This window comes from Stenotrophomonas maltophilia, from assembly GCF_003970865.1.
GTDB classification, from domain to species: domain Bacteria; phylum Pseudomonadota; class Gammaproteobacteria; order Xanthomonadales; family Xanthomonadaceae; genus Stenotrophomonas; species Stenotrophomonas maltophilia_AR.
The window spans coordinates 17,590-40,305 of sequence record NZ_RXLZ01000028.1; the positions used below are offsets into that span (position 1 = coordinate 17,590).

Annotated in this window: 21 protein-coding genes; 10 read left to right on the forward strand and 11 right to left on the reverse strand. The window is 67.2% G+C overall.

The annotated features are described in order from the left end of the window. Window positions 1-21: 21 nt before the first annotated feature. The 4 genes from EKL94_RS11060 to EKL94_RS11075 form a co-directional block, all read right to left on the reverse strand. Entirely contained in the window at window positions 22-792 is a 771-nt protein-coding gene (locus EKL94_RS11060; RefSeq protein ID WP_126929137.1) for an SDR family oxidoreductase, read from the reverse strand. Window positions 793-892: 100 nt separating this feature from the next. Beyond that, window positions 893-1,789, reverse strand: coding sequence for a hydroxymethylglutaryl-CoA lyase (locus tag EKL94_RS11065; protein WP_126929138.1), 897 nt, complete (start codon window positions 1,787-1,789; stop codon window positions 893-895). Continuing rightward, on the reverse strand, window positions 1,786-2,187 hold the full coding sequence (locus EKL94_RS11070; protein ID WP_126929139.1) for a VOC family protein: 402 nt from the start codon (window positions 2,185-2,187) through the stop codon (window positions 1,786-1,788). Before EKL94_RS11070 ends, EKL94_RS11065 begins: the two co-directional genes overlap by 4 nt. Before the next feature lie 2 nt (window positions 2,188-2,189). Further along, window positions 2,190-2,978 (reverse strand): enoyl-CoA hydratase/isomerase family protein, encoded by a 789-nt coding sequence (locus tag EKL94_RS11075; RefSeq protein WP_126929140.1) that lies wholly within the window; start codon window positions 2,976-2,978, stop codon window positions 2,190-2,192. Between the two features lie 119 nt (window positions 2,979-3,097). Between EKL94_RS11075 and EKL94_RS11080 the strand changes: the two genes are divergently transcribed. The 3 genes from EKL94_RS11080 to EKL94_RS11090 are packed head-to-tail and all read left to right on the forward strand — an operon-like array spanning window position 3,098 to window position 5,468. Further along, window positions 3,098-3,352 carry a FeoA family protein gene (locus EKL94_RS11080; protein WP_005409473.1) on the forward strand — a complete coding sequence of 85 codons (255 nt, stop codon included), beginning with the start codon at window positions 3,098-3,100 and terminating at the stop codon, window positions 3,350-3,352. Next, entirely contained in the window at window positions 3,349-5,214 is a 1,866-nt protein-coding gene (gene feoB / locus EKL94_RS11085) for a ferrous iron transport protein B (protein WP_126929141.1), read from the forward strand. Before EKL94_RS11080 ends, feoB begins: the two co-directional genes overlap by 4 nt. Continuing rightward, on the forward strand, window positions 5,214-5,468 hold the full coding sequence (locus EKL94_RS11090) for a DUF6587 family protein (protein WP_126929142.1): 255 nt from the start codon (window positions 5,214-5,216) through the stop codon (window positions 5,466-5,468). Before feoB ends, EKL94_RS11090 begins: the two co-directional genes overlap by 1 nt. Before the next feature lie 129 nt (window positions 5,469-5,597). On the opposite strand, the gene EKL94_RS11095 is transcribed toward EKL94_RS11090, so the two are convergent. The 4 genes from EKL94_RS11095 to EKL94_RS11110 all read right to left on the reverse strand — a co-directional run bounded on the left by EKL94_RS11095 (window position 5,598) and on the right by EKL94_RS11110 (window position 7,975). Continuing rightward, the gene (locus tag EKL94_RS11095; RefSeq protein ID WP_126929143.1) at window positions 5,598-6,059 is read right to left on the reverse strand and encodes a DUF4304 domain-containing protein; all 462 of its coding nucleotides are present in this window, start codon (window positions 6,057-6,059) and stop codon (window positions 5,598-5,600) included. 117 nt (window positions 6,060-6,176) lie between these two features. Continuing rightward, window positions 6,177-6,758 carry an NAD(P)H-dependent oxidoreductase gene (locus EKL94_RS11100; RefSeq protein WP_126929144.1) on the reverse strand — a complete coding sequence of 194 codons (582 nt, stop codon included), beginning with the start codon at window positions 6,756-6,758 and terminating at the stop codon, window positions 6,177-6,179. Window positions 6,759-6,813: 55 nt separating this feature from the next. Continuing rightward, entirely contained in the window at window positions 6,814-7,209 is a 396-nt protein-coding gene (locus tag EKL94_RS11105) for a MerR family transcriptional regulator (protein ID WP_126929145.1), read from the reverse strand. A 4-nt stretch (window positions 7,210-7,213) separates the two neighbouring features. Then, on the reverse strand, window positions 7,214-7,975 hold the full coding sequence (locus EKL94_RS11110) for a 3-oxoacyl-ACP reductase (protein WP_440085920.1): 762 nt from the start codon (window positions 7,973-7,975) through the stop codon (window positions 7,214-7,216). A 90-nt stretch (window positions 7,976-8,065) separates the two neighbouring features. Here EKL94_RS11110 and dapB point away from each other — a divergent pair, with 90 nt between their 5' ends. From dapB to recJ, 6 genes are all read left to right on the forward strand, one after another. Next, entirely contained in the window at window positions 8,066-8,794 is a 729-nt protein-coding gene (dapB, locus tag EKL94_RS11115) for a 4-hydroxy-tetrahydrodipicolinate reductase (protein ID WP_126929146.1), read from the forward strand. A gap of 311 nt (window positions 8,795-9,105) precedes the next feature. Then, window positions 9,106-10,233, forward strand: coding sequence for a glutamine-hydrolyzing carbamoyl-phosphate synthase small subunit (gene carA, locus EKL94_RS11120; protein ID WP_126929147.1), 1,128 nt, complete (start codon window positions 9,106-9,108; stop codon window positions 10,231-10,233). A gap of 149 nt (window positions 10,234-10,382) precedes the next feature. Further along, window positions 10,383-13,625 (forward strand): carbamoyl-phosphate synthase large subunit, encoded by a 3,243-nt coding sequence (carB, locus tag EKL94_RS11125; protein ID WP_126929148.1) that lies wholly within the window; start codon window positions 10,383-10,385, stop codon window positions 13,623-13,625. Window positions 13,626-13,633: 8 nt separating this feature from the next. Further along, complete coding sequence (greA, locus tag EKL94_RS11130) at window positions 13,634-14,098, forward strand: transcription elongation factor GreA (RefSeq protein WP_185830019.1); 465 nt, start codon at window positions 13,634-13,636, stop codon at window positions 14,096-14,098. A gap of 4 nt (window positions 14,099-14,102) precedes the next feature. Next, window positions 14,103-15,020, forward strand: coding sequence for a phosphoglycerate mutase (locus EKL94_RS11135; RefSeq protein ID WP_126929150.1), 918 nt, complete (start codon window positions 14,103-14,105; stop codon window positions 15,018-15,020). Between the two features lie 160 nt (window positions 15,021-15,180). Beyond that, a complete protein-coding gene (gene recJ / locus EKL94_RS11140) occupies window positions 15,181-16,938 on the forward strand; it encodes a single-stranded-DNA-specific exonuclease RecJ (RefSeq protein ID WP_126929151.1) in 1,758 nt (585 codons plus the stop codon). An 84-nt stretch (window positions 16,939-17,022) separates the two neighbouring features. On the opposite strand, the gene EKL94_RS11145 is transcribed toward recJ, so the two are convergent. After that, on the reverse strand, window positions 17,023-18,072 hold the full coding sequence (locus EKL94_RS11145; RefSeq protein ID WP_126929152.1) for a DUF1176 domain-containing protein: 1,050 nt from the start codon (window positions 18,070-18,072) through the stop codon (window positions 17,023-17,025). A gap of 128 nt (window positions 18,073-18,200) precedes the next feature. Here EKL94_RS11145 and EKL94_RS11150 point away from each other — a divergent pair, with 128 nt between their 5' ends. After that, window positions 18,201-21,113, forward strand: coding sequence for a DUF2135 domain-containing protein (locus EKL94_RS11150; RefSeq protein ID WP_126929153.1), 2,913 nt, complete (start codon window positions 18,201-18,203; stop codon window positions 21,111-21,113). Window positions 21,114-21,151: 38 nt separating this feature from the next. Here EKL94_RS11150 and imm45 read toward each other — a convergent pair whose 3' ends face one another. Then, the gene (gene imm45, locus EKL94_RS11155) at window positions 21,152-21,493 is read right to left on the reverse strand and encodes an Imm45 family immunity protein (protein ID WP_126929154.1); all 342 of its coding nucleotides are present in this window, start codon (window positions 21,491-21,493) and stop codon (window positions 21,152-21,154) included. 63 nt (window positions 21,494-21,556) lie between these two features. After that, entirely contained in the window at window positions 21,557-22,711 is a 1,155-nt protein-coding gene (locus EKL94_RS11160; RefSeq protein ID WP_126929155.1) for a hypothetical protein, read from the reverse strand. Window positions 22,712-22,716 lie beyond the last annotated feature (5 nt).

The following is a 22,716-nucleotide window of genomic DNA, read 5'->3' on the forward strand; positions in this document are numbered from 1 at the left end:
CGTCCCGGCGCCCGGGGGGAATCACTTCGGAGCGAGGCGGGTAGCGCCGTCCAGGCGGATGGTCTCGCCGTTTAGGTAGGTGTTGCCGAGGATGAAGCCGACCAGGCTGGCGAAGTCTTCCGGCTTGCCCAGGCGCGACGGGAACGGAATCGAGGCGGCCAGCGACTGCTGCACGGCTTCGGGCATGCCGTCGACCATCGGCGTCCAGAACACGCCCGGAGCGATGGTATTGACGCGGATGCCGAAGCGCGACAGTTCGCGTGCCATCGGCAGCGTCATCGAGACCACGCCGCCCTTGCTGGCGGCATACGCGGCCTGGCCGATCTGGCCTTCATAGGCGGCGATGCTGGCGGTGTTGATGATCACGCCGCGCTCGCCGTCGGTGCCGGCTTCATTGTGCTGCATGCGGTTGGCGGCGGCCTTGGCGACGTTGAAGCTGCCGACCAGGTTGACCATCACCGTGCCCTGGAAGCCGGCCAGCGGCATCGGGCCTTCCTTGCCGAGCACGCGGCCGGCGCCGAGGATGCCGGCGCAGTTCATCGCCACGTTCAGGCCGCCGAGGAAGTCGTGGGCCTGGTCGATGGCCGCAGCCACGGCCGACTCATCGCTGACGTTGACGTTGAAATAGCGGGCCTTGTCTGCACCCAGCCCGGCGACGGCGGCAGCGCCCTTGTCGTCGTTGAGGTCGAACAGGGCCACCTTGCCGCCCTGGGCGACGAGGTGCTGGGCCACGGCCAGGCCGAGGCCGGAGACGCCGCCAGTGATCACGGCACGTACGGAAGACAGCTGCATTGAACGGTCCTGCAGGTTCGAGAACCGCCGATTCTAACGGAAGCCGCGACCGCCGCTGTTGTGCACTGCGCCGCCTTTGCGGGGCGGCGCAGCGCGGCGGTCAACCGGCGGCGGCCAGCGCCTGTCCGGTGCGGCTGGCGGTGGCGCGGCCGAGCAGGCCGGCCAGCCAGCGGCCGGTCTCGGCCAGTGCTGGCAGGTCCACGCCGCTGTCCAGTCCCAGGCCCTGCAGCAGGTAGACCACGTCCTCGCTGGCGACGTTGCCGCTGGCGCCCTTCGCATACGGGCAGCCACCGGCGCCGGAGACGGCACTGTCGACCACGCGCACGCCTTCTTCCAGGCAGGTGGCGATGTTGGCGATGGCCTGGCCGTAGGTGTCGTGGAAGTGCACGGCCAGGGCCGCCATCGGGATCTCGGCGGCCACCGCCTGCAGCATTGCCCGTGCCTTGCGCGGGGTGCCGACGCCGATGGTGTCGCCCAGCGAGATTTCGTAACAGCCCATCTGGTGCAGGGCGCGTGCCACCCGCACCACGTCGGCCAACGGTACGTCGCCCTGGTAGGGGCAGCCGAGCACGGTGGAGACGTAGCCGCGCACGCGCACGCCATCGGCGGCGGCGCGGCGCAGGATCGGCTCAAAGCGGGCCAGCGATTCGTCGATGCCGGCATTGGTGTTGGTGCGGTTGAACGCCTCGGACGCCGCGGTGAACACCGCCACTTCCTCCACGCCCACCGCACGGGCGCGATCGTAGCCCTGTTCGTTCGGCACCAGTACCGGGTAGTGGATGCCCGGCCGGCGCTGGATGCCGGCATAGACCTCGGCGGCGTCGGCCAGCTGCGGGATCCACTTCGGGCTGACAAAACTGGTCGCTTCGATGCTACGCAGGCCGGTGGCCGACAGGCGGTTGATCAGTTCGATCTTGTCGGCGGTGGACACCGACTGCTTTTCGTTCTGCAGGCCGTCACGCGGGCCGACCTCGACGATGCGGACGTAGTCGCTCATGCGGTCACCCCGGCGGTGGGGCGGTGGCAGACCGCCTCGATGTTGTTGCCATCCGGGTCCAGCACGAAGGCACCGTAGTAGTCGGGGTGGTACCACGGGCGCAGGCCCGGGGCGCCGTTGTCGCGACCGCCGGCGGCGAGGGCGGCGGCATGGAAGGCGTCCACCTGGGTGCGGCTGGCGCAGGCGAAGGCCACGTGCACGCCGTGGCTGGCGGTGCCGCCATTGCCGAGCCAGAAGTACGGCTTGCCGTCGCTGCCGAAGCCGATGTGGTCGTGGGCGCCGGTCTGTTCGGCGGTGACTTCCATCACCACGCCGATCTGCAGCGGCGCCAGCGCCTGCAGGAAGAACGTCTTGCTGCGCGCCAGGTCGGCGCTGGTCAAACCAAGATGATCGAGCATGTTCAGGCTTCCGTGACCCAATGGGGCGCGCGCTTGTCGAGGAAGGCGCCGAGGCCTTCCTGGCCCTCGGCGGACACCCGCAGGCGCGCGATCAGGGCGGCATTATCGCGGTCCAGGGCGTCGCGGTCATGGCTGTCACGCACCTGCCGCACCAGTTGCTTGGCGCTGGAGGAGGCGATCGGACCAGCCTTGTCGAGCAGTGCCAGCTGGCGCTGCACCGCCTCGTCCAGGCGCTCGGGCTCGACCAGCTGGTGGACCAGGCCGATGCGCAGCGCGGTTTCGCCGTCGAAGTGCTCGCCGGTGGCGAACCAGCGACGGGCCTGGCGCGGGCCGATGGCCTCGATCACATAGGGCGAGATCACCGCCGGCAGCAGGCCCAGGCGGCTTTCGGTCAGGCCGAAGCGGGCCGAGGTGCTGGCAATGGCAATGTCGCAGCAGGCAACCAGGCCGACGCCGCCACCGAAGGCCGCGCCGTGGACCCGGGCCAGGGTCGGTTTGGGCAGCTCGTCCAGGGTGCGCATCAGCCGCGCCAGGGCCAGCGAGTCCTCGCGGTTGTCGGCCTCGCTGGCCGCAGCCATGCCGCGCATCCATTGCATGTCGGCACCTGCCGAGAAGGAGGCGCCGTGGCCGGCCAGTACCACCGCGCGCACCGAATCATCGTGGCCGGCGGCCTCCAGTGCGGCGGTCAGCCGGGCGATCAGCCCGGCGTCAAAGGCGTTGTGCAGCTCCGGCCGGTTCAGCCAGAGGGTGAGGACGGCGCCGCTGCGCTCGATCTGCAAAGCATCGTTCATGGGATTCCAGGGTCACTCCATACCTGTATGGATCATAGCGGGCCATTGGTCATGGGCCATGACGCGACGCGGGAATGTTAGAATCGAGAACCATTTACATCCAGCAGAGAACACGCTAGATGACGCTGTCCGAACTGCCGCTGCACACCTCGGCCGTGGTCGAGTCCGTGCAGGACCTGCATGCCAACGATGCCATCGCCCGTCGCCTGCGCGAGCTGGGTTTCGTGAAGGGCGAGGAAGTACGCCTGGTGGCCAAGGGTCCGGTGGGGGGCGAACCGCTGCTGGTGCAGGTCGGGTTCACCCGTTTCGCGCTGCGGATCAGTGAAGCCAAGCGGGTCGTGGTCGACGCCGCCAGCCAGGAACGACGCGCATGACCGCTACTGCCACTGCCGCCCCCCTGCGCGTTGCGCTGGTCGGTAATCCCAACAGCGGCAAGACCGCACTGTTCAACCAGCTGACCGGCAGCCGGCAGAAGGTTGCCAACTACACCGGCGTCACTGTCGAACGCAAGGAAGGTCGCCTGCGTGCGCCGTCCGGCCGTGAATTCGCGGTGCTCGACCTGCCGGGCGCCTACAGTCTGCATCCGGCCAGCCTGGACGAGGCGATCACCCGCGACCTGTGCCGGGGTTTCTACCCGGGCGAAGCCGCGCCGGACGTGCTGCTGTGCGTGATCGACGCCACCAACCTGCGCCTGCACCTGCGTTTCGCGCTGGAACTGCGCGAGCTGGGCAAGCCGATGGTGGTGGCGCTGAACATGGTCGATGCCGCCCAGCGCCGTGGCATCCAGGTGGATGTGGCCGCGCTGGAGCGCGAGCTGGGCGTGCCGGTGGTGGAGACCGTGGCGGTGCGCAAGCAGGGCGCCAAGGCTCTGGTCGAGCGCCTCGATGCGATGGTGCCGCACCTTGATGCGCCGGTGCCGGGCCCGGAAGGTGGCATCGACTACCACGCCAAGGTGCGCGAGATCCTGTCGGTGGCCGTGCGCATGCCGGCACGGACCGCGAAGGTCGACGATGCGCTGGACCGCTGGCTGCTGCACCCGGTGTTCGGCCTGATCAGCCTGGCCGTGGTGATGTTCCTGATCTTCCAGGCGGTGTACGCCTGGGCCACGCCGCTGATGGACGCCATCGAGGCCGGTTTCGCCTGGCTCGGCGCCTTCGTCGGCAGCGTGCTGCCGGAAGGGCCGCTGGCCAGCCTGCTGACCGACGGCATCATCGCCGGTGTCGGTGGCGTGGTGGTGTTCCTGCCGCAGATCCTGATCCTGTTCTTCTTCATCCTGGTGCTGGAGGAATCCGGCTACCTGCCGCGTGCGGCATTCCTGCTCGACCGCATGATGGCCGCCGCCGGCCTGTCCGGCCGCTCGTTCATCCCGCTGCTGTCCAGCTTCGCCTGCGCGGTGCCGGGCATCATGTCCACCCGCAGCATCCAGGACCCGCGCGACCGTCTGGCCACGATCCTGGTGGCGCCGCTGATGACCTGTTCCGCACGCCTGCCGGTGTACGCGCTGCTGATCGGTGCGTTCATCCCGCAGAAGACGGTGTGGGGCGTGTTCAACCAGCAGGGCCTGGTGCTGTTCGGCCTGTACGCAGCGGGCATCCTCAGCGCGCTGGCGATGTCGTGGATCATGAAGAAGTGGCGCCGCGACAAGAGTGAGCATCCGCTGATGCTGGAGCTGCCCTCGTACCGGCTGCCGCACGTGCGCGACCTGGCGGTCGGCCTGTACGAGCGCGGCATGATCTTCCTCAAGCGCGTCGGCGGCATCATCCTGGCGTTGACCATCCTGTTGTGGGTGCTGCTGTCGTTCCCGGCGGCACCGGCCGGCGCCACGATGCCGGCCATCGACTACAGCTACGCCGGCCAGATCGGCCATGCGATGGCGGTGTTCTTCGCGCCGCTGGGCTTCAACTGGCAGATCTGCATCGCGCTGATCCCGGGCCTGGCCGCGCGTGAGGTGGCGGTGGCTTCGCTGGCCACGGTGTATGCGTTGTCGGCGGCCGACGACGATGCCGCCAGCCAGGCGCTGACCCCGCTGATCAGCGACGGCTGGTCGCTGGCCACCGCGCTGTCGCTGCTGGTCTGGTACATCTATGCCCCGATGTGCATCTCGACGCTGGCCACCATCAAGCGCGAGACCAACTCGTGGAAGACGATGGCTTTCTCGGCGTTCTACCTGTTTGCCGCGGCTTACGTGGCCGCGCTGATCACCTACCAGGTGACCAAGGCGCTGGGAGGCGGCTGATGGATACCGGCCTGCTGATCCAGTACCTGATCATCGCGGTGGCCGTGCTGGTCAGTGCCTGGGTGGTGCTGAAGAAGCAGTTCCCCGGCACCGTGCGCAAGCTGCGCGGTGCGCTGGCGCTGGTCCTGCTGAAGCCGGGCCGTGCTGCCTGGCTGCAGGCGCTGGGGCGGAAGGTCGCGCCGCCGACGAGTGGGAGTGGTGGCGCCTGTGGCGGTTGTGACAGCTGCGGGCCGATTCCGCCGAAGCAGCACTGACGCTGCTTTTCCTGCCCTGGTGGGTGCGAACCTTGGTTCGCACGCTTCCGCGCTTCATCCACGCATGGCGTGGATCTACTGTGGGTTTTCCGCCACGCATGGCGGGGATCTACCGAACGCCGGCCGGATTCAGACCTCTCTGCGGATGATCGCCCGGAAGCTTCCATCCTGATTCAATCGCCGCACCGATTCCCGGTTTCCATGGGTTGCCGCAAAACCGGCCACGTCGGCAAGAGCAAAGAGCAGCAGGCCTTTCAGCGCGTCGCGGTTGCCGGTCTGCAGCAGATCTTCAAGATCCTGCTGGATGAAGGTCCGGCGCAGGCCTGGCGTCTCTTCGATCCGCCAGTCGACATGGGGCGTGGGAATGCTGGAGCGGTACCTGAAGGCCGTTTCAAGATCGTCAGGCGCGAGGGGATACTCGAGCAGCTCTGGAAAGTAGAGTCCAGCATTCACGTAGAAGCCTCGGCTTTCGCTGGCGCGTTGGTGATTCACGACAAGCAGGGCGTCATCCAGCAAGCGGTAGCGGGTCGTCGACGTGCCGGCGAAGCCGGTCTTCCTGGCGCACTTGCTGAAGACAGTCGAGGATTTCATGGGCTTTGCCTGCGCCGGAAGAGGGGCCCACAGCCTTGAGGCGCAGTGCCTGGCGGTCAATTGGCAAACGCGACACGCGGAACACTGGCCAGCATTTCATCCACGCATGGCGTGGATCTACCAGGCGCGTGAGCCCAGCTCCGCTGCCAGCGCCAGCCACCGGTTGCGTTGCTCCGGCGAGCTGCTGCGTACCGCGCCCACGCGGCTGACACGCACCGGGCGGATGCCGCAGAACTCCAGGATGGTGGCGCGGATCTGGGTGATGCCCGGGTCGCGGTAGATCCAGCGGTAGTACCAGGGCGGCGTATCCAGCGTGGTGATCACCCGCGCGCTGCGCCCGGCCAGCAGCCGGTCCCACCACACCGAATCGCGCCGGTAGCGGAAGGCGTACCCCGGCAACAGCACGCGGTCGAAGAAGCCCTTCAGCAGCGCCGGCATCGCGCCCCACCAGGTGGGGTAGACCAGCACCAGATGATCGCAGGCCTCGATCGCATCGGCGGCATCCTGCAGATCGGGTTCCAGTGGCTGGATCTGGCGGCAGCCGTGGCGCAGCACCGGGTCGAATTCAAGGTCGCCCAATGCGATCAGGCGCACCCGGTGGCCGGCATTCTCCGCAGCCGTGGCATAGCGCTGGGCGAGGGCGCCGCACAGGCTGTTACGGTCAGGATGGCCGAGCAGGATCAGGATGGAGCGGGACACGGCAACCTCGGGCAATGGAAAGTGCGCGAGGTTGGGGTCTGCCCCAGGGGCAGAGTCAAACCGGGGTGGTGCAGACGCCGGGTTCCAGGATGCAGTCGCCGCTGCCGGAGTGCAGCCACTGCTGCAGTTCGTCGCTGACCTGCTGCAGGTCGCGCTCGACCTGTGCCAGCCGCACCCGCTCGTCGGCAATGCGGCTGCGCTGCTGCTCCAGCAAGGCCAGCACCGCTGGCCAGTCGAGCCGTCCATCGCGGCCCCGAAGGCGCGAGATCGCGGCCAGGGTGATGCCCAGCCCCAGAGCCTGGCGGATCAGCTGCACCCAGGCCACGTCCTGTTCGCTGTAGTCGCGATAGCGGTTCAGGCGTGGCACCGGCGGCAGCAGTCCGCGCGCCTCGTACAGGCGGATGGCCTTGGCGCTGGCACCGGTCAGGCGGCTGACCTCGGAGATGCGCATCGGCTCAGTCCCGCACCAGCCCGCCATCGACCACCAGGTTCTGGCCGGTCACCGCTCGCGACCAGGGACTGGCGAAGAACAGCGCGGCATCGGCGAACTCGGCCGGGGTGGTGACGCTGCGCAGCGGGGTGTTGGCAGCGATGTAGTCGAACACCGCTTCCGGCGTGGCGGCACTGGCATCGGTGGTGCGCAGCAGGCCGCCGGACAACATGTTTACCGTGATGCCATGCGGGCCGAGATCGCCGGCCAGGGTGCGGGTGAGTGACAGCAGGGCGGCCTTGGCGGCAGTGTAGTCGTGGTAGGGCACCACCGGATTCTGGAACAGGTTGGTGCCGATGTTGATCACGCGGCCGAAGCGGCGGGCCTGCATGCCGGGCAGGGCGGCCTGCACGGTGTTCAGCGCGCCGCGCACGCTGCCCTCGAACTGCGCCTGGAAGGCCGGCCAGCCGATATCCGCGGCGCCGTCGCGGGCATCACCATTGAACGAGAAAGCGGCCAGCGCGTTGTTGACCACGGTGGTGACACCTTGGCCGAAGTGGGCCAGCGCGTGCTGCAGCATCGCATCGACCTGGGCGCGGTCGGTGACGTCGGCCGGCAGCGCGATCGCCTGTCCGCCCAGCTCGGTGGCCAGCGTACGTGCGGCGGCTTCGCTGCGGTGGTAGTTGATGATGACGCGGGCGCCCTGGGCGGCGAAGGTGCGGGCGATGTGCTTGCCAAGGCCGCGGCCGGCGCCGGTGACCAGCACCAGCTGTTCGCTGATCTGCATGAAGGAGCTGCCATCCATTGCATGAAAGGGCATGCAGCGTAGCAGCGATGGCGCTTGCCGGAGCGGGCGTGCTGCCGCTAGCCTGCAGGCATGAACCAGACTCCCCTGCGATTGCTCATTCACGGTGCCTCCGGGCGCATGGGCCAGGCCCTGCTGCGGCTGGCCGCCGAACAACCCGAAACCCTGCAGATCGTGGCCGCAGTGACCGGCCGTGCGCCGACGCAGCGCGTGGTCGACGGCGTGCCGTTCTTCGCTGCCAGCGAGCTGCCCGGCGCACCGGCGTTCGATGTGGCGATCGACTTCAGCCTGCCGGAGGGCTTCGACCCGCTGCTGGCACTGTGCGTGGAACGTGGTGCGGGGCTGGTCTCGGGCACCACCGGCATCTCCAGCACGCAGCGTCAGGCGCTGGAGGCCGCGGCGGCGAAGATCCCGCTGGTCTGGGCCTCGAATTTCAGCCTGGGCGTGGCGGTGCTGGACGAGCTGGTCGAGCGCGCGGCGCAGGCGCTGGCCGGCTGGGACTGCGACATCGTCGAATCGCACCACACCCAGAAGAAGGACGCGCCGTCGGGCACCGCGCTGACCCTGGGCGCGGCCGCGCAGCGGGGCGGGGCGGAGCCGCAGTACGCCAGCCTGCGCGCCGGTGACATCGTCGGCGAGCATCTGGTGCAGTTCACCGGGCTGGGCGAGCGTATCGAGCTGGTGCACCGGGCCACCAACCGCGACATCTTTGCCCGCGGCGCCCTGTTCGCCGCCCGCCAGCTGCAGGGCCGGGCCCCGGGTAGCTATCGGGTAAGGGACCTGCTGGACGGGCCCAGGTAACGGGCCCGGGTCGATGGTAGATGCCAACCTTGGTTGGCAGGCTTTCCGGGAAGCGCCAACCAAGGTTGGCATCTACCAGGGGCGCGGCGGACCCCGCATACGCCGCCGGATTGAAATGAATGCGCAATCGCCTGTTCATGAAGTGCGATAACCGCTGGCGCGAGCGCCCCGGCAGCGCTACAATTCGCACTCGCCGAATCACGAAAGCCGGACCGGTCCCAGACCGCACGTCCGCGCTTTTTTGCAACCGGATTTCCGTGAAGCGCAGGCGTGACTTCGGCAGCCCCCTCGGTAGCCAAAGTGAGATTCCCGTGACCCAAGCCGCAATCCTCGTCCTCGAAGACGGCACCGTATTCGAGGGCGAATCCGTAGGCGCGCCCGGCCTGTCCGTCGGTGAGGTGGTGTTCAACACCGCCATGACCGGCTACCAGGAAGTGCTGACCGACCCGTCCTACGCCCGGCAGATGGTCACGCTGACCTATCCGCATATCGGTAACACCGGCATGACCGACCAGGACAATGAAGCGTCCAAGGTGTGGTCGGCCGGCCTGATCGTGCGCGATGTTCCCCGCCGCCCCAGCAACTGGCGCAGCCAGGTGTCGCTGCAGGACTGGCTGATCCAGCGTGGCGTGGTCGCCATCGCCGGCATCGACACCCGCAAGCTGACCCGCATCCTGCGCGAGAAGGGCGCGCAGAACGGTGCGCTGATGGCCGGCGACATCGACGTGGAAAAGGCACTGGAAGCCGCCCGCAAGTTCCCGGGGCTGAAGGGCATGGATCTGGCCAAGGTCGTCACTACCGAGAAGACCTACACCTGGACCGAGGGCCAGCTGGACCTGGATGCCAATGCCTTCGTCAGCGTACCGGTCAAATACAAGGTCGTGGCCTACGATTTCGGCGTGAAGACCAACATCCTGCGCATGCTGGCCGAGCGCGGCTGCGAAGTGACCGTGGTGCCGGCGCAGACCCCGGCCGCCGAAGTGCTGGCGCTGAAGCCGGATGGCGTGTTCCTGTCCAACGGCCCGGGTGACCCGGAACCGTGCGACTACGCCATCGAAGCGATCAAGACCTTCATCGACGTGAAGATCCCGACCTTCGGCATCTGCCTGGGCCACCAGCTGCTGGGCCTGGCCTCGGGCGCGCAGACCATGAAAATGGGCCACGGCCACCACGGTGCCAACCACCCGGTGCAGGACCTGGACAGCGGCCGGGTGATGATCACCTCGCAGAACCACGGCTTCGCGATCGATGAAGCGACCCTGCCGCCGACCCTGCGCGTGACCCACCGCTCGCTGTTCGATGGCACCAACCAGGGTGTCGCCCGCACCGACGTGCCGGCGTTCTCGTTCCAGGGCCATCCGGAAGCGTCGCCGGGCCCGACCGATGTCGGTCCGCTGTTCGACCGCTTCGTGGTGCTGATGGAGCAGGCCAAGGCGTGATCAGTACGCCGCCGGCCCCCCGGTGGCGTCGCGATGGACCGTAAACCCCGCATCGCTGCTGCCCCTGGCGCGGCGCTGCGGATCAAGATTCCTGATCGACAGCGTGCGATCACTCCCCCTTGTCACGCTGTACTGACTTAGAGAAGAAAATGCCCAAGCGCACTGACCTCAAGACCATCCTCATCATCGGTGCTGGCCCGATCGTCATCGGCCAGGCCTGCGAGTTCGACTATTCCGGCGCCCAGGCCTGCAAGGCCCTGCGCGACGAGGGTTACCGCGTGGTGCTGGTCAACAGCAACCCGGCCACGATCATGACCGACCCGGAGATGGCCGACGCCGTCTACATCGAGCCGATCAACTGGCAGACGGTCGAGAAGATCATCGCCAAGGAAAAGCCCGATGCACTGCTGCCGACCATGGGTGGCCAGACCGCGCTGAACTGCGCGCTGGACCTGGCCGACAACGGCGTGCTGGAGAAGTACAACGTCGAGCTGATCGGCGCCAAGCGCGAAGCGATCCGCATGGCCGAAGACCGCGAGCTGTTCCGCGTGGCCATGGGTGAGATCGGCCTGGAATGCCCGACCGCCGCCGTCGCCCACACCCTGGACGAAGCGCTGGAGATCCAGACCCGCGTCGGCTACCCGACCATCATCCGTCCCAGCTTCACCCTGGGCGGCAGCGGTGGCGGCATCGCCTACAACCGCGAAGAGCTGGTCGACATCGTCAGCCGCGGCCTCGAACTGTCGCCGACCACCGAAGTGCTGGTGGAAGAGTCGGTGCTGGGCTGGAAGGAGTTCGAGATGGAAGTGGTCCGCGATACCGCGGACAACTGCATCATCGTCTGCTCGATCGAAAACCTGGACCCGATGGGCGTGCACACCGGTGACTCGATCACCGTGGCCCCGGCGCAGACCCTGACCGACAAGGAATACCAGCGCCTGCGCGATGCCTCCATCGCCGTCCTGCGCAAGATCGGCGTCGATACCGGTGGCTCGAACGTGCAGTTCGGCATCAACCCGAAGACCGGCCGCGTGGTCGTCATCGAGATGAATCCGCGCGTGTCGCGTTCCTCGGCGCTGGCCTCCAAGGCCACCGGCTTCCCGATCGCCAAGGTCGCCGCGAAGCTGGCCGTGGGCTACACCCTGGACGAACTGAAGAACGAGATCACCGGCGGCCTGACCCCGGCCTCGTTCGAGCCGTCCATCGACTACGTCGTCACCAAGATTCCGCGCTTCGCCTTCGAGAAGTTCCCGGCCGCCGATGCCCGCCTGACCACCCAGATGAAGTCGGTGGGCGAGGTGATGGCGATGGGCCGCACCTTCCAGGAGTCGGTGCAGAAGGCCCTGCGTGGCCTGGAAACCGGCAAGGTCGGCTTCGACCCGACCGGCCTGGACCTGGCCAACGAGGAAGACCTGCAGACCCTGCGCCGCGAGCTGAAGGCACCGGGCCCGGAGCGCCTGTTCTTCGTCGCCGATGCATTCCGCGCCGGCATGAGCGTGGAAGAGATCTACGCGCTGTCGTTCATCGATCATTGGTTCCTGGACCAGATCGAGGAAATCATTGCTGCCGAAGCTGAAGTCGCTGCCGGTGGCATCGACGCGCTGGATGCTGCGCGCCTGCGCAAGCTGAAGCGCGCTGGCTTCTCCGACGCGCGCCTGGCGCAGCTGACCGGCACCAACGAAGCCGCCATCCGCGCGCTGCGTCGTGCGCACAAGGTGCGCCCGGTCTACAAGCGCGTGGACTCCTGTGCCGGTGAATTCTCCACCGGTACCGCCTACCTGTACTCGACCTACGAGGACGAGTGCGAGGCCGCGCCGAGCAACCGCGACAAGATCATGATCCTGGGCGGTGGCCCGAACCGCATCGGCCAGGGCATTGAGTTCGACTACTGCTGCGTGCACGCGGCACTGGCGCTGCGCGAAGATGGCTATGAAACCATCATGGTCAACTGCAACCCGGAAACTGTGTCGACCGACTACGACACCTCCGACCGCCTGTACTTCGAACCGCTGACCCTGGAAGACGTGCTGGAAATCGTCGAACTGGAACAGCCGAAGGGCGTGATCGTGCAGTACGGCGGCCAGACCCCGCTGAAGCTGGCGCGCGCGCTGGAGGCCAATGGCGTGCCGGTGATCGGTACCAGCCCGGATTCGATCGACCTGGCCGAAGACCGCGAGCGCTTCCAGCAGCTGGTCGACAAGCTGGGCCTGAAGCAGCCGCCGAACCGCATCGCCCGCAACGACCAGGAAGCCCTGCTGCTGGCCCGCGAGATCGGCTACCCGCTGGTGGTGCGCCCGAGCTACGTGCTGGGCGGCCGTGCGATGGAAATCGTCTACGGCGAAGCCGACCTGGCCCGCTACGTGCGCGACGCGGTGAAGGTGTCCAACGATTCGCCGGTGCTGCTGGACCGCTTCCTCGACAACGCCGTCGAGTGCGACGTCGACATCATTGCCGACAAGGATGGCAACGTCCTGATCGGTGGCGTGATGGAGCACATCGAAGAAGCCGGCGTGCATTCGGGCGATTCCTCGTGCTCGCTGCCGCCGTACTCGCTGTCGGCTGAAACCCAGGCCGAACTGCGCCGCCAGGTGGTGGAGCTGGCCAAGGCCCTGAACGTGGTCGGCCTGATGAACACCCAGTTCGCAATCCAGACCAGCGACGACGGTGCCGACACCATCTACCTGCTGGAAGTGAACCCGCGTGCCTCGCGCACCGTGCCGTTCGTGTCCAAGGCCACCGGCATGTCGCTGGCCAAGATCGCCGCCCGCTGCATGGCCGGCAAGAGCCTGGCCGAGCAGGGCGCGACCAAGGAAATCGTGCCGGACTACTACTCGGTGAAGGAAGCGATCTTCCCGTTCGCCAAGTTCCAGGGCGTCGACCCGATCCTCGGGCCGGAGATGCGCTCCACCGGTGAAGTGATGGGCGTGGGCCGCACCTTCAACGCCGCCTTCGCGCGTGCGCAGGAAGCCGGTGGCATCAAGGCGCCGCCGGTCGGCAAGGCCTTCGTTTCGGTGCGTGACCCGGACAAGAAGCGCGTGCTGCCGGTGGCCAAGGCGCTGCTGGCACGTGGCTACAGCCTGGTCGCCACCCGCGGCACCGCCGCATGGCTGCAGCAGCACGGCATGGACTGCGAGATCATCAACAAGGTGGTCGAAGGCCGTCCGCACATCGTCGACTCGATCAAGAACGGCGAGATCGTCTACATCGTCAACACGACCGAAGGTCGTTCGGCGATCAACGACTCGTTCTCGATCCGTCGCGAGGCGCTGCAGCATCGCGTCACCTACTCGACCACCATTGCCGGCGCCAAGGCGCTGGTGGATTCACTGGAATTCCGCGGCACCGGCCCCGTCTGGTCGCTGCAGGAGCTGCACAAGGAGTTGAATGCATGAGAGCCCCCATCACGCTGAAGGGCGCGCAGCGTCTGCGCGATGAACTGGATCACCTGAAGTCGGTCAAGCGCCCGAAGGTGATCGCCGCGATCGCCGAAGCGCGTGAGCATGGCGACCTGAAGGAGAACGCCGAGTACCACGCCGCGCGCGAGGAACAGGGCTTCATCGAAGGCCGCATCAAGCAGCTGGAAGGCGAGCTGTCGCACGCCGAGATCATCGACGTGAGCAAGCTCAATGCCGGCTCCAAGGTGGTGTTCGGCGCCAGCGTGACCCTGGCCGACGTGGAAACCGACGAAGAGAAGAAGTACCAGATCGTCGGTGACCTGGAAGCGGACATCAAGCTGGGCCTGATCGCGATTTCCTCGCCGGTGGCGCGCGCGATGATCGGCAAGCTGGAAGGCGATTCGATCGTGATCGACGCACCGGCCGGCCAGCGCGAGTACGAGATCGTCAGCGTCAGCTACGTGGACTGACCCGGTGGCAACGGCGACCCTGCTGTTGCCGGCACGCAGCCGCTTTGCCGCGGCTGCGCTGCCTGATGACGTGGCGCGTGCCCTGGGCCGCGCCAACGCCTCGCAGTTCGAAGCCGGCGAGCGGGCACAGCTGCAACGCCATTTCACCGTCGCCGCGCCGCACTGGCCGGTGGCCGCACTGAGCCGCCAGCGTGACGTCGGCGATGCGGCCGGCGCGTGCTGGCTGCGTGCCGATCCGGCCTGCATGGTGCCGGACATGCACGGCGCGCGGATGATGGCCTACGGCGAAACGCTGCGGCCGACCCTGGCCGATTGCCTGGCCCTGCTGCCGGTGCTGCAACCGCTGTTCGCCGATGCCGGGTTCGTGCTCGACGCACCGGACCCTTCGCGCTGGTACCTGCGGCTTCCGATCGACCTGGCCCTGCCGGACTTCGACAGTCCGGACGAGGTGCTGGGCGATGACCTGTTCTCGCACCTGCCGGCAGGCGAGGGCGGTCGTCGCTGGCGGGCGCTGATGACCGAAGTGCAGGTGCTGCTGCACAACCATTCCTGGAACCAGCAGCGCGCAGCGCAGGGACAACAGCCGATCAATTCGCTGTGGTTCTGGGGCGGTGGCGTGATGCCGGTATCGGTCAGCACGCCGCACGCACAGGTGCGCAGCCGCGATGCGCTGCTGCAGGGCCTGGCTCTTGCGGCTGGCGTAGCCGTGGATGGCGAGCAGGCGGTGGATGCACTGGTTGATCTGCGCCAGCTGCGCTCTTTGCAGCAGCTGGGCAATGATGCGATCCGTCCGCTGCTGGCCGCGCTGAAGCGTGGCGAGCTGCAGCGGCTGGTGCTGGATTTCGAGGACGGCCTGCAGTTCCAGCTGGACCGTGGCCAGCGCTGGCAGTTCTGGAAGAAGCCGCGCCAGCTTCACGATTGATCGGGGTCGGATCCGTTTTCCATGGGAAAACGGCTCTGCCCCTAGATGTTTGCCGGGGTTGCCGGCCAGCGGCCGGCACTACCGCAGGTGCCGGGCGCAATCCCGCCAGCCTCTCCCGCGCGCGGTATCATCCCTCTGTCTTTCGTAACCGGCGATGCCGATGTCCCTTGCCGCCGATGCTGCGCAGTCGTCCTCCGATACACCGATGATCCGCCGCCGCGATGCGGTCGCGCCAGGCAGTTGGCCGGAGGGCACGCTGCCGCTGCTGGCGCGTCTCTATGCCAGCCGGGGTGCGGGCACACCGGAGTTGGCGCAGCCGAAGCTGGGCAATCTGCACGCCCCCGAGCTGCTGACCGGCATCGACGATGCGGTGGGCCTGCTGGTCGAGGCCATCGCCAACGACAAGCGCATCCTGGTGGTCGGCGATTTCGACTGCGATGGCGCCACCGCCTGTGCGGTCGGCGTGCGCGGCCTGCGCATGCTCGGCGCACGGCATGTCTTCCACGCGGTGCCGAACCGAATGGTGCACGGCTACGGCCTGTCGCCGTCACTGGTGGAGGAGCTGGCCGAGCTGCAGCCGGACCTGCTGGTCACGGTCGACCACGGCATTGCCTGCCACGCCGGTGTCATCGCGGCCAAGGCGCGTGGCTGGCAGGTGCTGGTCACCGATCATCATCTTCCCGGTCCGCAATTGCCGCCGGCCGATGTCATCGTCGATCCGAATCTGGACGGCGATGCCTTCCCCAGCAAATCGCTGGCCGGTGTCGGCGTGATCTTCTACGTGCTGATGGCGTTGCGCCGGCAGATGCGCGAGGCCGGTATCTTTGCCGATGGCAAGGGGCCGGACCTGACCACGCTGCTGGACCTGGTGGCGGTCGGCACCGTCGCCGACCTGGTGGCGCTGGACCCGAACAACCGTGCACTGGTCAGTGCGGGCCTGCGCCGTCTGCGCGCAGGGCAGGGCTGTGTCGGCCTGCGTGCGCTGATCGAAGCCAGCGGCCGTGACGCCACGCGACTGACCGCCACCGATATCGGCTTCGCACTCGGCCCACGCCTGAACGCGGCGGGCCGGCTGGAAGACATGGCGCTGGGCATTGCCCTGCTACTGACCGAAGACCCGCGCCAGGCGCGCGAGATCGCGCAGACGCTGGAACAGATCAATTCGGAACGGCGCGCCGTGCAGCAATCGATGACTGACGACGCCGAACAGGCGTTGACCCGCGTGGTGCTGGACATGGCCGGCCAGCGCCCGGTGGCGGCCTGCCTGTTCGATGCCGACTGGCACCCGGGCGTGGTCGGCCTGGTCGCGTCGAAGATGAAGGATCGCCTGCATCGCCCGGTGATCGCCTTCGCCCCGGCCGAACCCGGCGCCGGCACCCTGCGCGGCTCGGCGCGCTCGATTCCTGGCCTGCACATCCGTGACGCCCTCGCGCTGGTCGATGCACGTCATCCGGGCCTGATCGAACGCTTCGGCGGGCATGCCATGGCGGCAGGATTGAGCATGCGGCTGGATCACGTCGATGACTTCAAGGCCGCCTTCGTCGCCGTGGTATTGGAAATGCTCGACCCGGCGGCACTGCAGCAGCAGGTCCTCAGCGACGGCGAACTGGCCGCCGACGAGCTCGACCATCGCCACGCCGACGCACTGCGCCTGGCCGGGCCGTGGGGCCAGGGTTTCCCCGAGCCGCTGTTCGACGGCCACTTCGAAGTGGCCAACTGGCGCGTACTGAAGGAACGCCACCTCAAGCTGGAACTGCGCCTGCCGGGCGTACCCGGCACGATCAACGCGATCCACTTCGGCGGCTGGCACGGCAACGCACCCTCTCGCCACGTGCATCTCGCCTACCGTCTCGCCTGCGACGACTATCGCGGCGGCGGCGCCATCCAGCTGATCGTGGAGCACAGCCTCCCCGCCTGAAAAAAGGGGACGGAGGGGATTAAGTCGCAAATGGCAAACAAGGCAAAAGCGACTTAATCCCCTCCGTCCCCTTTTTCTGTCGGGTCAGCGGACCTCGGTCACCAGCGTCGGTAGTTCCCAGGTGCCACCGGGCACGCCTCGGCACAGACCGGCCGCTACCTCCGACGACGCGACGAAGTTTGTCCCGTCCCATGTCCAGGTTGCCTGCGAGATGCAATCACCCAGGCCGCGGCCCTTCTGCGCGGCAATGATCTGGCCATCGTCGTAGTCGATGGCATCGCTGGTCACCCACTGCGGCTGGAACGGCGCCTGCGGGCGGGCGACCCAGTAGCCATCGCCGGTGTTGTAGGCCGCGCGCCAGCACTGCACGTTGACCAGCACATGCTGTGCGTCCAGGCGTTGGATCTGCAGCGGGGAGTTGCTGAGCGGAACGTCGGCGTCGGTCTCCAGCAGGCCTTCGCAGCTGTCGTCCTTCAGCGTGGCACGCAGTGCCGCGCGCAGGGCGGGTGAGGCGGCCAGTTGCGCAAACACCGGATCGTCCGGGGTCGAGTCCACGGTAGCGGCCTTGCGCACCACCGGCACCGGCAGTGCGGCGGGGACGCTGGATTCGGGCGTGCTGCCCTTGCGCATCACGGCGCCGGGTGTGCCGAGGCGCCCCTGGTACTCATCGATCTTCAGCAGCACCGCTGCCGCCCCCTTGTTTGACAGCGGCCAGCGATGGCCGGCGCCATCGGTCACGCTGACCCCACCGTCGCGCACCAGTGCGGACAGCAACGCGCTGGTCTGCGCGGCATTCAAGCTGTGCGTGCCTTCGCCCTTCGCGGAGGCCAGAGCGCCCAGATCCTGCTGCTGGATGCGCAGATGCAGTGCACCCTTGGGCTGGGGCTGGCCTTCTTCCGGCTGCAGCGTCAGGCGGCCTTGGATGGTCTGGTTGGGGCCGCCCTTGCGGGTGAGCAGCACACTCAGGGTGCTGCCATCATCGGGGGCATAGCCAGCGGCGCGGCAGGTCAGGGTGTTGTCGCAGGCCACGACCCAGTCGTGGTGCTGGAAATACAGGCTTCTGGCCGGGGCTGCCGCAAGGGCGGCGATAGGGCAGGCCAGGGCCAGCAGGGCGGTTGGCAGGGGAAGTCGCATCGGCATCCTTGCGCATATGTGAGTGGGCATCGTGCCTGTGGGTGGCGGTATTGAAAAGCTCGACCGCGTCAAACCCCGTTCCGATTGTTCGTGCGTTCAACCTTCCACGATCCCACTGGAGTCCGGTCATGGTCTTCGCCCGTTGCTGCACTGTGTTGTTGCTGGCCCTTGCGGCCTGGCCCGCTGGCGCGCAGTCGCCGCCGATCTCCCGGCCGCAGGCCGGCACGCCTCTGCTGATCGCGCCCGCTGCCGAACGACCGGTGCAGCTGGAGCGTGCCCGCATCGAGGGCGAAGTGCAGGCCGGCGTTGCCCAGACCCGGATCACCCTGGAGTTCCACAACCCGAACCGGCGCGTGCTGGAGGGCGAGCTGCAGTTCCCGCTGAGCGATGGCCAGCAGATCAGCGGCTTCGCGCTGGATATCAACGGCGAGTTGCGTGATGCGGTGCCGGTGCCCAAGGACCGCGGCCGCCAGGTGTTCGAGGAAATCGCCCGCCGCGGCGTCGACCCGGGCCTGCTGGAACAGACCGCTGGCAACCAGTTCCGGCTGCGCATCTACCCGCTGCCGGCCGGTGGTAGCCGGCGTGTGCAGCTGGTGATTCGCGAGCCGCTGGCCTTCGCCGGCCAAGGCTGGCAGTGGACGCTCCCGCTGCAGTTCTCCGCCGGTGCAGCCTCGGTTGAGCTGAAGCTGCAGGCCCCCGGCGCGACCACTGCAGGTACGGCGCCATTCCGCATCAGCGCGGGCCAGCTGCAGTGGCAGGGCAAGGGTGCGCAGCTGCCGAAGCAGCTGCAGTGGAGCCTGCCGGCAGCACGTCAGGCGCAGGTGCAGGTGGCGCCCTGGCAGGATGGGCACTACCTGTTGGCACAGCTGCCGGTGGCGGCCAGCAGCACGCCCCGCACGTTGCCCAGCGAGATCGGCCTGCTGTGGGATGGCTCCGGTTCGGCGGGGCAGCGCGATCGCACACGTGAGTTCGCCCTGCTGGATCGCTATTTCGCAGCGCTGGGCGAGGGCACCGTGGCGTTGACCGTGCTGCGTGATCGCGCCGAACCGGTGCGTCGCTTCCGCATCCGCGCCGGTAACTGGAACGAGCTGCGCGCGGCACTGCAGGCGGTGCGCCCGGACGGTGCCAGCGCGCTGGCGCAGTGGCAGTCGCAGCCGGGCGTGAAGGAGTACCTGCTGGTCAGCGATGGCCTGTTGACCTATGGGCCGGAACAGCTGCCGGCAATGGCGGCGGATCAACGCCTGTTTGCGGTCAGCAGCGCCGGTGCGCGTACCGATGCCGTGCGACTGCGTGGTTGGAGCGAAGCGCATGGTGGCCGCTTCGTCGCGCTGGGCAAGGATGTCGAATTGGCCGCCCGTGAGCTGCTGTCGTCGCCGTTGGATGTGCAGGTCGATGCAGGACGCGGCGTGCAGGACGTGGTGATCGATCGTCGCAGTGAAGCCCAGGGCTGGTTGTGGCTGCACGCACGACTGGCGGCCGACGGTGTGCCGATGCGGGTGCGCGTGGGTGGCGGCGAATGGCAGGCGCTTCCCGCCACGCAGAAGAGTGAAGACGGTGAACTGCTGGCCGGCTTGTGGGCACAGGCGCGCCTGCAGCAGCTGGCCGCCGATCGCCGTGGTAACCGCGAGGCGATGCAGCGCCTGTCGCAGCAGTTTGGCCTGGTGGGCCCGGATACCTCGCTGATCGTGCTGGAGACGTTGGAGGACTACCTGCGCTATGCGATCCGCCCTTCGGGCACGCTGCGCGCCGGGTACGACGCCGGGTTTGCAGTGCAGGTAAGAGATCGCGACGCTGCTGATCGCCAGCGTCTGGGTGAAGTGGCTGCACGCTGGAAGGAGCGCCAGCAGTGGTGGAACCGCAGCTGGCCGAAGGGAATGCCGCCGCAGGCGAAGAGCGGGGCGTTGGAAGTGGCCTCGGCGGACTACGCGATGGAATCGGCGCCGGTGGCGATGCTCGCCGCGCCGGCCCCTGCGGCACCGCCCGCCCCGGCACCGATGGCCGCCGCCGCCGAGCAGCGCATGGAAGCCAGCAGCGCGCGTGCACGTCGCTCAGCGCCTGCATCGAACAAGTCCCTGGATTCAATCGCGGTCACTGGTGGTCGTGTCGCTGCGCCCGCTGCCGCCAACGAGGGCGAGCTCGGCATCCAGCTGGCGGCCTGGCAGGCGGATTCGGCCATCGCCCGGCGCCTGCGCCAGGGCCCGGCGTCGCAACTGTATGACCGCTACCTGGCCGAGCGCGATGCGCATGCCGACAGCAGCGCATTCTTCCTCGACGTGGCCGACCTGCTGCTGGAGCAGGGTCAGCGCGACCTCGCACTGCGTGTGCTGTCGAACCTGGCCGAGATGGATCTGGACAACCGCCACCTGCTGCGCGTGCTCGGTTACCGGCTGATGCAGGCTGATGCCCCCGCACTGGCGGTGCCGGTGTTCGAGCAGGTCCTGGCGATGGGCCAGGAAGAACCGCAGAGCTTCCGCGACCTGGGCCTGGCACTGGCAGCGGCCGGCAAGCCGCAGCAGGCGCTGGCGCCGCTGTACCAGGTGGTGGTGCGGCCGTGGGACAGCCGCTTCGATGGCATCGCCCTGATCGCATTGGATGAACTGACCAACCTGGTGGCCCGCAGCACGCCCCGGTTGGATACCACCAGCATCGACCCGCGCCTGCTGCAGGCGATGCCGCTGGACCTGCGCGTGGTGCTGTCGTGGGATGCCGACAACAGCGACATGGATCTGTGGGTGACCGACCCGAACGGCGAGCGCGCGTACTACGGCAACCGCCTGACCTACCAGGGCGGGCAGATGTCGCAGGACTTCACCGGCGGCTATGGTCCCGAGCAGTTCTCGCTGCGCAACGCCAAGCCGGGCAAGTACAAGGTGGAGGCGAATTACTTCGGCAGCCGCCAGCAGCTGGTGACGGGTGCGACGACCCTGATGCTGCGCCTGACCACCCACTGGGGCACGGCCAAGCAGAAGGACCAGATGGTGAAGATGCGGTTGAAGGACCGCGCCGAGACTGTGCTGGTGGGCGAGTTCGAGGTGAAATGACTGTTCGGACGCCTGTGTAGAGTCGAGCTTGCTCGACTCTACATTTCTACCTGAATCGGCGCGGGATAGCGGCGAAGGACCCGGACTTTCCCGACCGGGCACTCCGGGTAGATCCAGTGTGCCCATTCCGAGACGAGCCATTCAGTACGCACGCCGCGCAGATTCGGATGCCTGGATTCCGGCGGCAGAAGAACCAGAATCAATCCGGCCTTCTGTCCCGTGCAGACCATGAATCCATGGGGATGCCGCTCGTCGGGATTGTCGAACAGCATGAGGTCGACCATCGCTTCATGAGGCCACACTCCAGGGAAGCGGAACACGGTCCCATGGCCCAGCGCATCGTCGGTGAGTTCCAGTAGTGGTTGCAGGATAGAGGTCATCGTGATTCATCGAGCTGGGGTTGGCGCGAAATCCATCGCGCCAGCGCCACCCGACCATTTACTCTAACCGCGCACCCAGCTATCCAGCTGTTTTGCCAGCACGCGGTTCTTGTGCGCGCTGGCGACCACGCCTTTGCCAGGTGCCAGATTGATGCCCAGTTGTGCATTGACCTGCCTGATCCATTGTGGGAACTGTGCGAGATTGGCGCCTGTAATTGGCGGCAGTTCGAGGTCATTGCTGATGGGCCCGTCTCCATATGCCTCGTACGATCCATCACCTGCGGACAAACTGATCGACCACGAACTATCGGGCCAGCTGCTGAGAGTCAGGCTGACACGTGGATGGCCGTTCTGGGAGCTGTACTCGCCATCCTGATACAGCGTGATACGCGCGTTCCAGTCTCGGATGTTCTCCACCGTCCATGCCTGCCTCTGGACCAGCTGAATGGCGGCGCCTGCCATGACGCGCTCATTGTGCAGCGTCGACAGCTGTTCGCAGAGGGTGTTGAACGCCGGGTCTTCGGGACCATGCGGCTGGGCTGCCATCGCTGTGTAGTGGAGAAGCGAGAGAAATCGTTCACGGGCTGCGCTCCCTGCGTGATCGCGATCAAGCTGAATTCGCAGCGCGCCGAGGCGGGTTCGAGTATCCAGTAACGTGACCAGAATCATGCCCCAGTACAGGATGCTGTCGAGCTGTTCGGCATCGTGTTGAACGTGTTGGATAGCTTCGAGGACCTGTGGTGCCAAGCTGCGATAGGGCAGAAATTTTTCCGCCTTGTCGCGTTGGGCGTAGTACGACTGGTACTTCCTGCAATGCTCGACCAGGCGCGCGCGCTGCTTGAGTTCTCCTGCGTTGCCAAGTGTTCCACTTGGAAGCTCGCCGTTCTCGTCGAAGCCGAAGCAGAACAAATGCTCAAGGCCGAGCCTTGGCAGGCGCGAGTAATAACCAACGGGAAGCTGCGTGAGTTCACGGTAGGCGGCGCTCAGGGCTGGTAGATCCTTCTCGGGAAGTCCGGCGACCTTCCAGTCCCCCACTCGCAGCCAGTGGAAGTAGAAGCGTTGCAACATATCCCCAGCCAGGTGGCGACCTGCTTTCGGTGCAAGTGCTTTGAGTTGGTAGTGGTAACCCGGATAAATGTCGCCTTGACGCTCCTCAGCAAGCGCAACTTCTTCTGAGTCAACAAAGGCTATCAGCAGATTGAGGTCGGATTGATCCATTGCGG

Coding starts and splice junctions, on each gene's coding strand:
- dapB (WP_126929146.1), top strand. CDS start 8,066: ATGAACCAGACTCCCCTGCGATTGCTCATTCACGGTGCCTCCGGGCGC.
- EKL94_RS11145 (WP_126929152.1), bottom strand. CDS start 18,072: ATGCGACTTCCCCTGCCAACCGCCCTGCTGGCCCTGGCCTGCCCTATC.
- carB (WP_126929148.1), top strand. CDS start 10,383: ATGCCCAAGCGCACTGACCTCAAGACCATCCTCATCATCGGTGCTGGC.
- EKL94_RS11075 (WP_126929140.1), bottom strand. CDS start 2,978: ATGAACGATGCTTTGCAGATCGAGCGCAGCGGCGCCGTCCTCACCCTC.
- EKL94_RS11060 (WP_126929137.1), bottom strand. CDS start 792: ATGCAGCTGTCTTCCGTACGTGCCGTGATCACTGGCGGCGTCTCCGGC.
- feoB (WP_126929141.1), top strand. CDS start 3,349: ATGACCGCTACTGCCACTGCCGCCCCCCTGCGCGTTGCGCTGGTCGGT.
- EKL94_RS11080 (WP_005409473.1), top strand. CDS start 3,098: ATGACGCTGTCCGAACTGCCGCTGCACACCTCGGCCGTGGTCGAGTCC.
- EKL94_RS11110 (WP_440085920.1), bottom strand. CDS start 7,975: ATGCAGATCAGCGAACAGCTGGTGCTGGTCACCGGCGCCGGCCGCGGC.
- recJ (WP_126929151.1), top strand. CDS start 15,181: ATGTCCCTTGCCGCCGATGCTGCGCAGTCGTCCTCCGATACACCGATG.
- EKL94_RS11095 (WP_126929143.1), bottom strand. CDS start 6,059: ATGAAATCCTCGACTGTCTTCAGCAAGTGCGCCAGGAAGACCGGCTTC.
- EKL94_RS11070 (WP_126929139.1), bottom strand. CDS start 2,187: ATGCTCGATCATCTTGGTTTGACCAGCGCCGACCTGGCGCGCAGCAAG.
- EKL94_RS11065 (WP_126929138.1), bottom strand. CDS start 1,789: ATGAGCGACTACGTCCGCATCGTCGAGGTCGGCCCGCGTGACGGCCTG.
- EKL94_RS11150 (WP_126929153.1), top strand. CDS start 18,201: ATGGTCTTCGCCCGTTGCTGCACTGTGTTGTTGCTGGCCCTTGCGGCC.
- EKL94_RS11105 (WP_126929145.1), bottom strand. CDS start 7,209: ATGCGCATCTCCGAGGTCAGCCGCCTGACCGGTGCCAGCGCCAAGGCC.
- EKL94_RS11090 (WP_126929142.1), top strand. CDS start 5,214: ATGGATACCGGCCTGCTGATCCAGTACCTGATCATCGCGGTGGCCGTG.
- EKL94_RS11160 (WP_126929155.1), bottom strand. CDS start 22,711: ATGGATCAATCCGACCTCAATCTGCTGATAGCCTTTGTTGACTCAGAA.
- imm45 (WP_126929154.1), bottom strand. CDS start 21,493: ATGACCTCTATCCTGCAACCACTACTGGAACTCACCGACGATGCGCTG.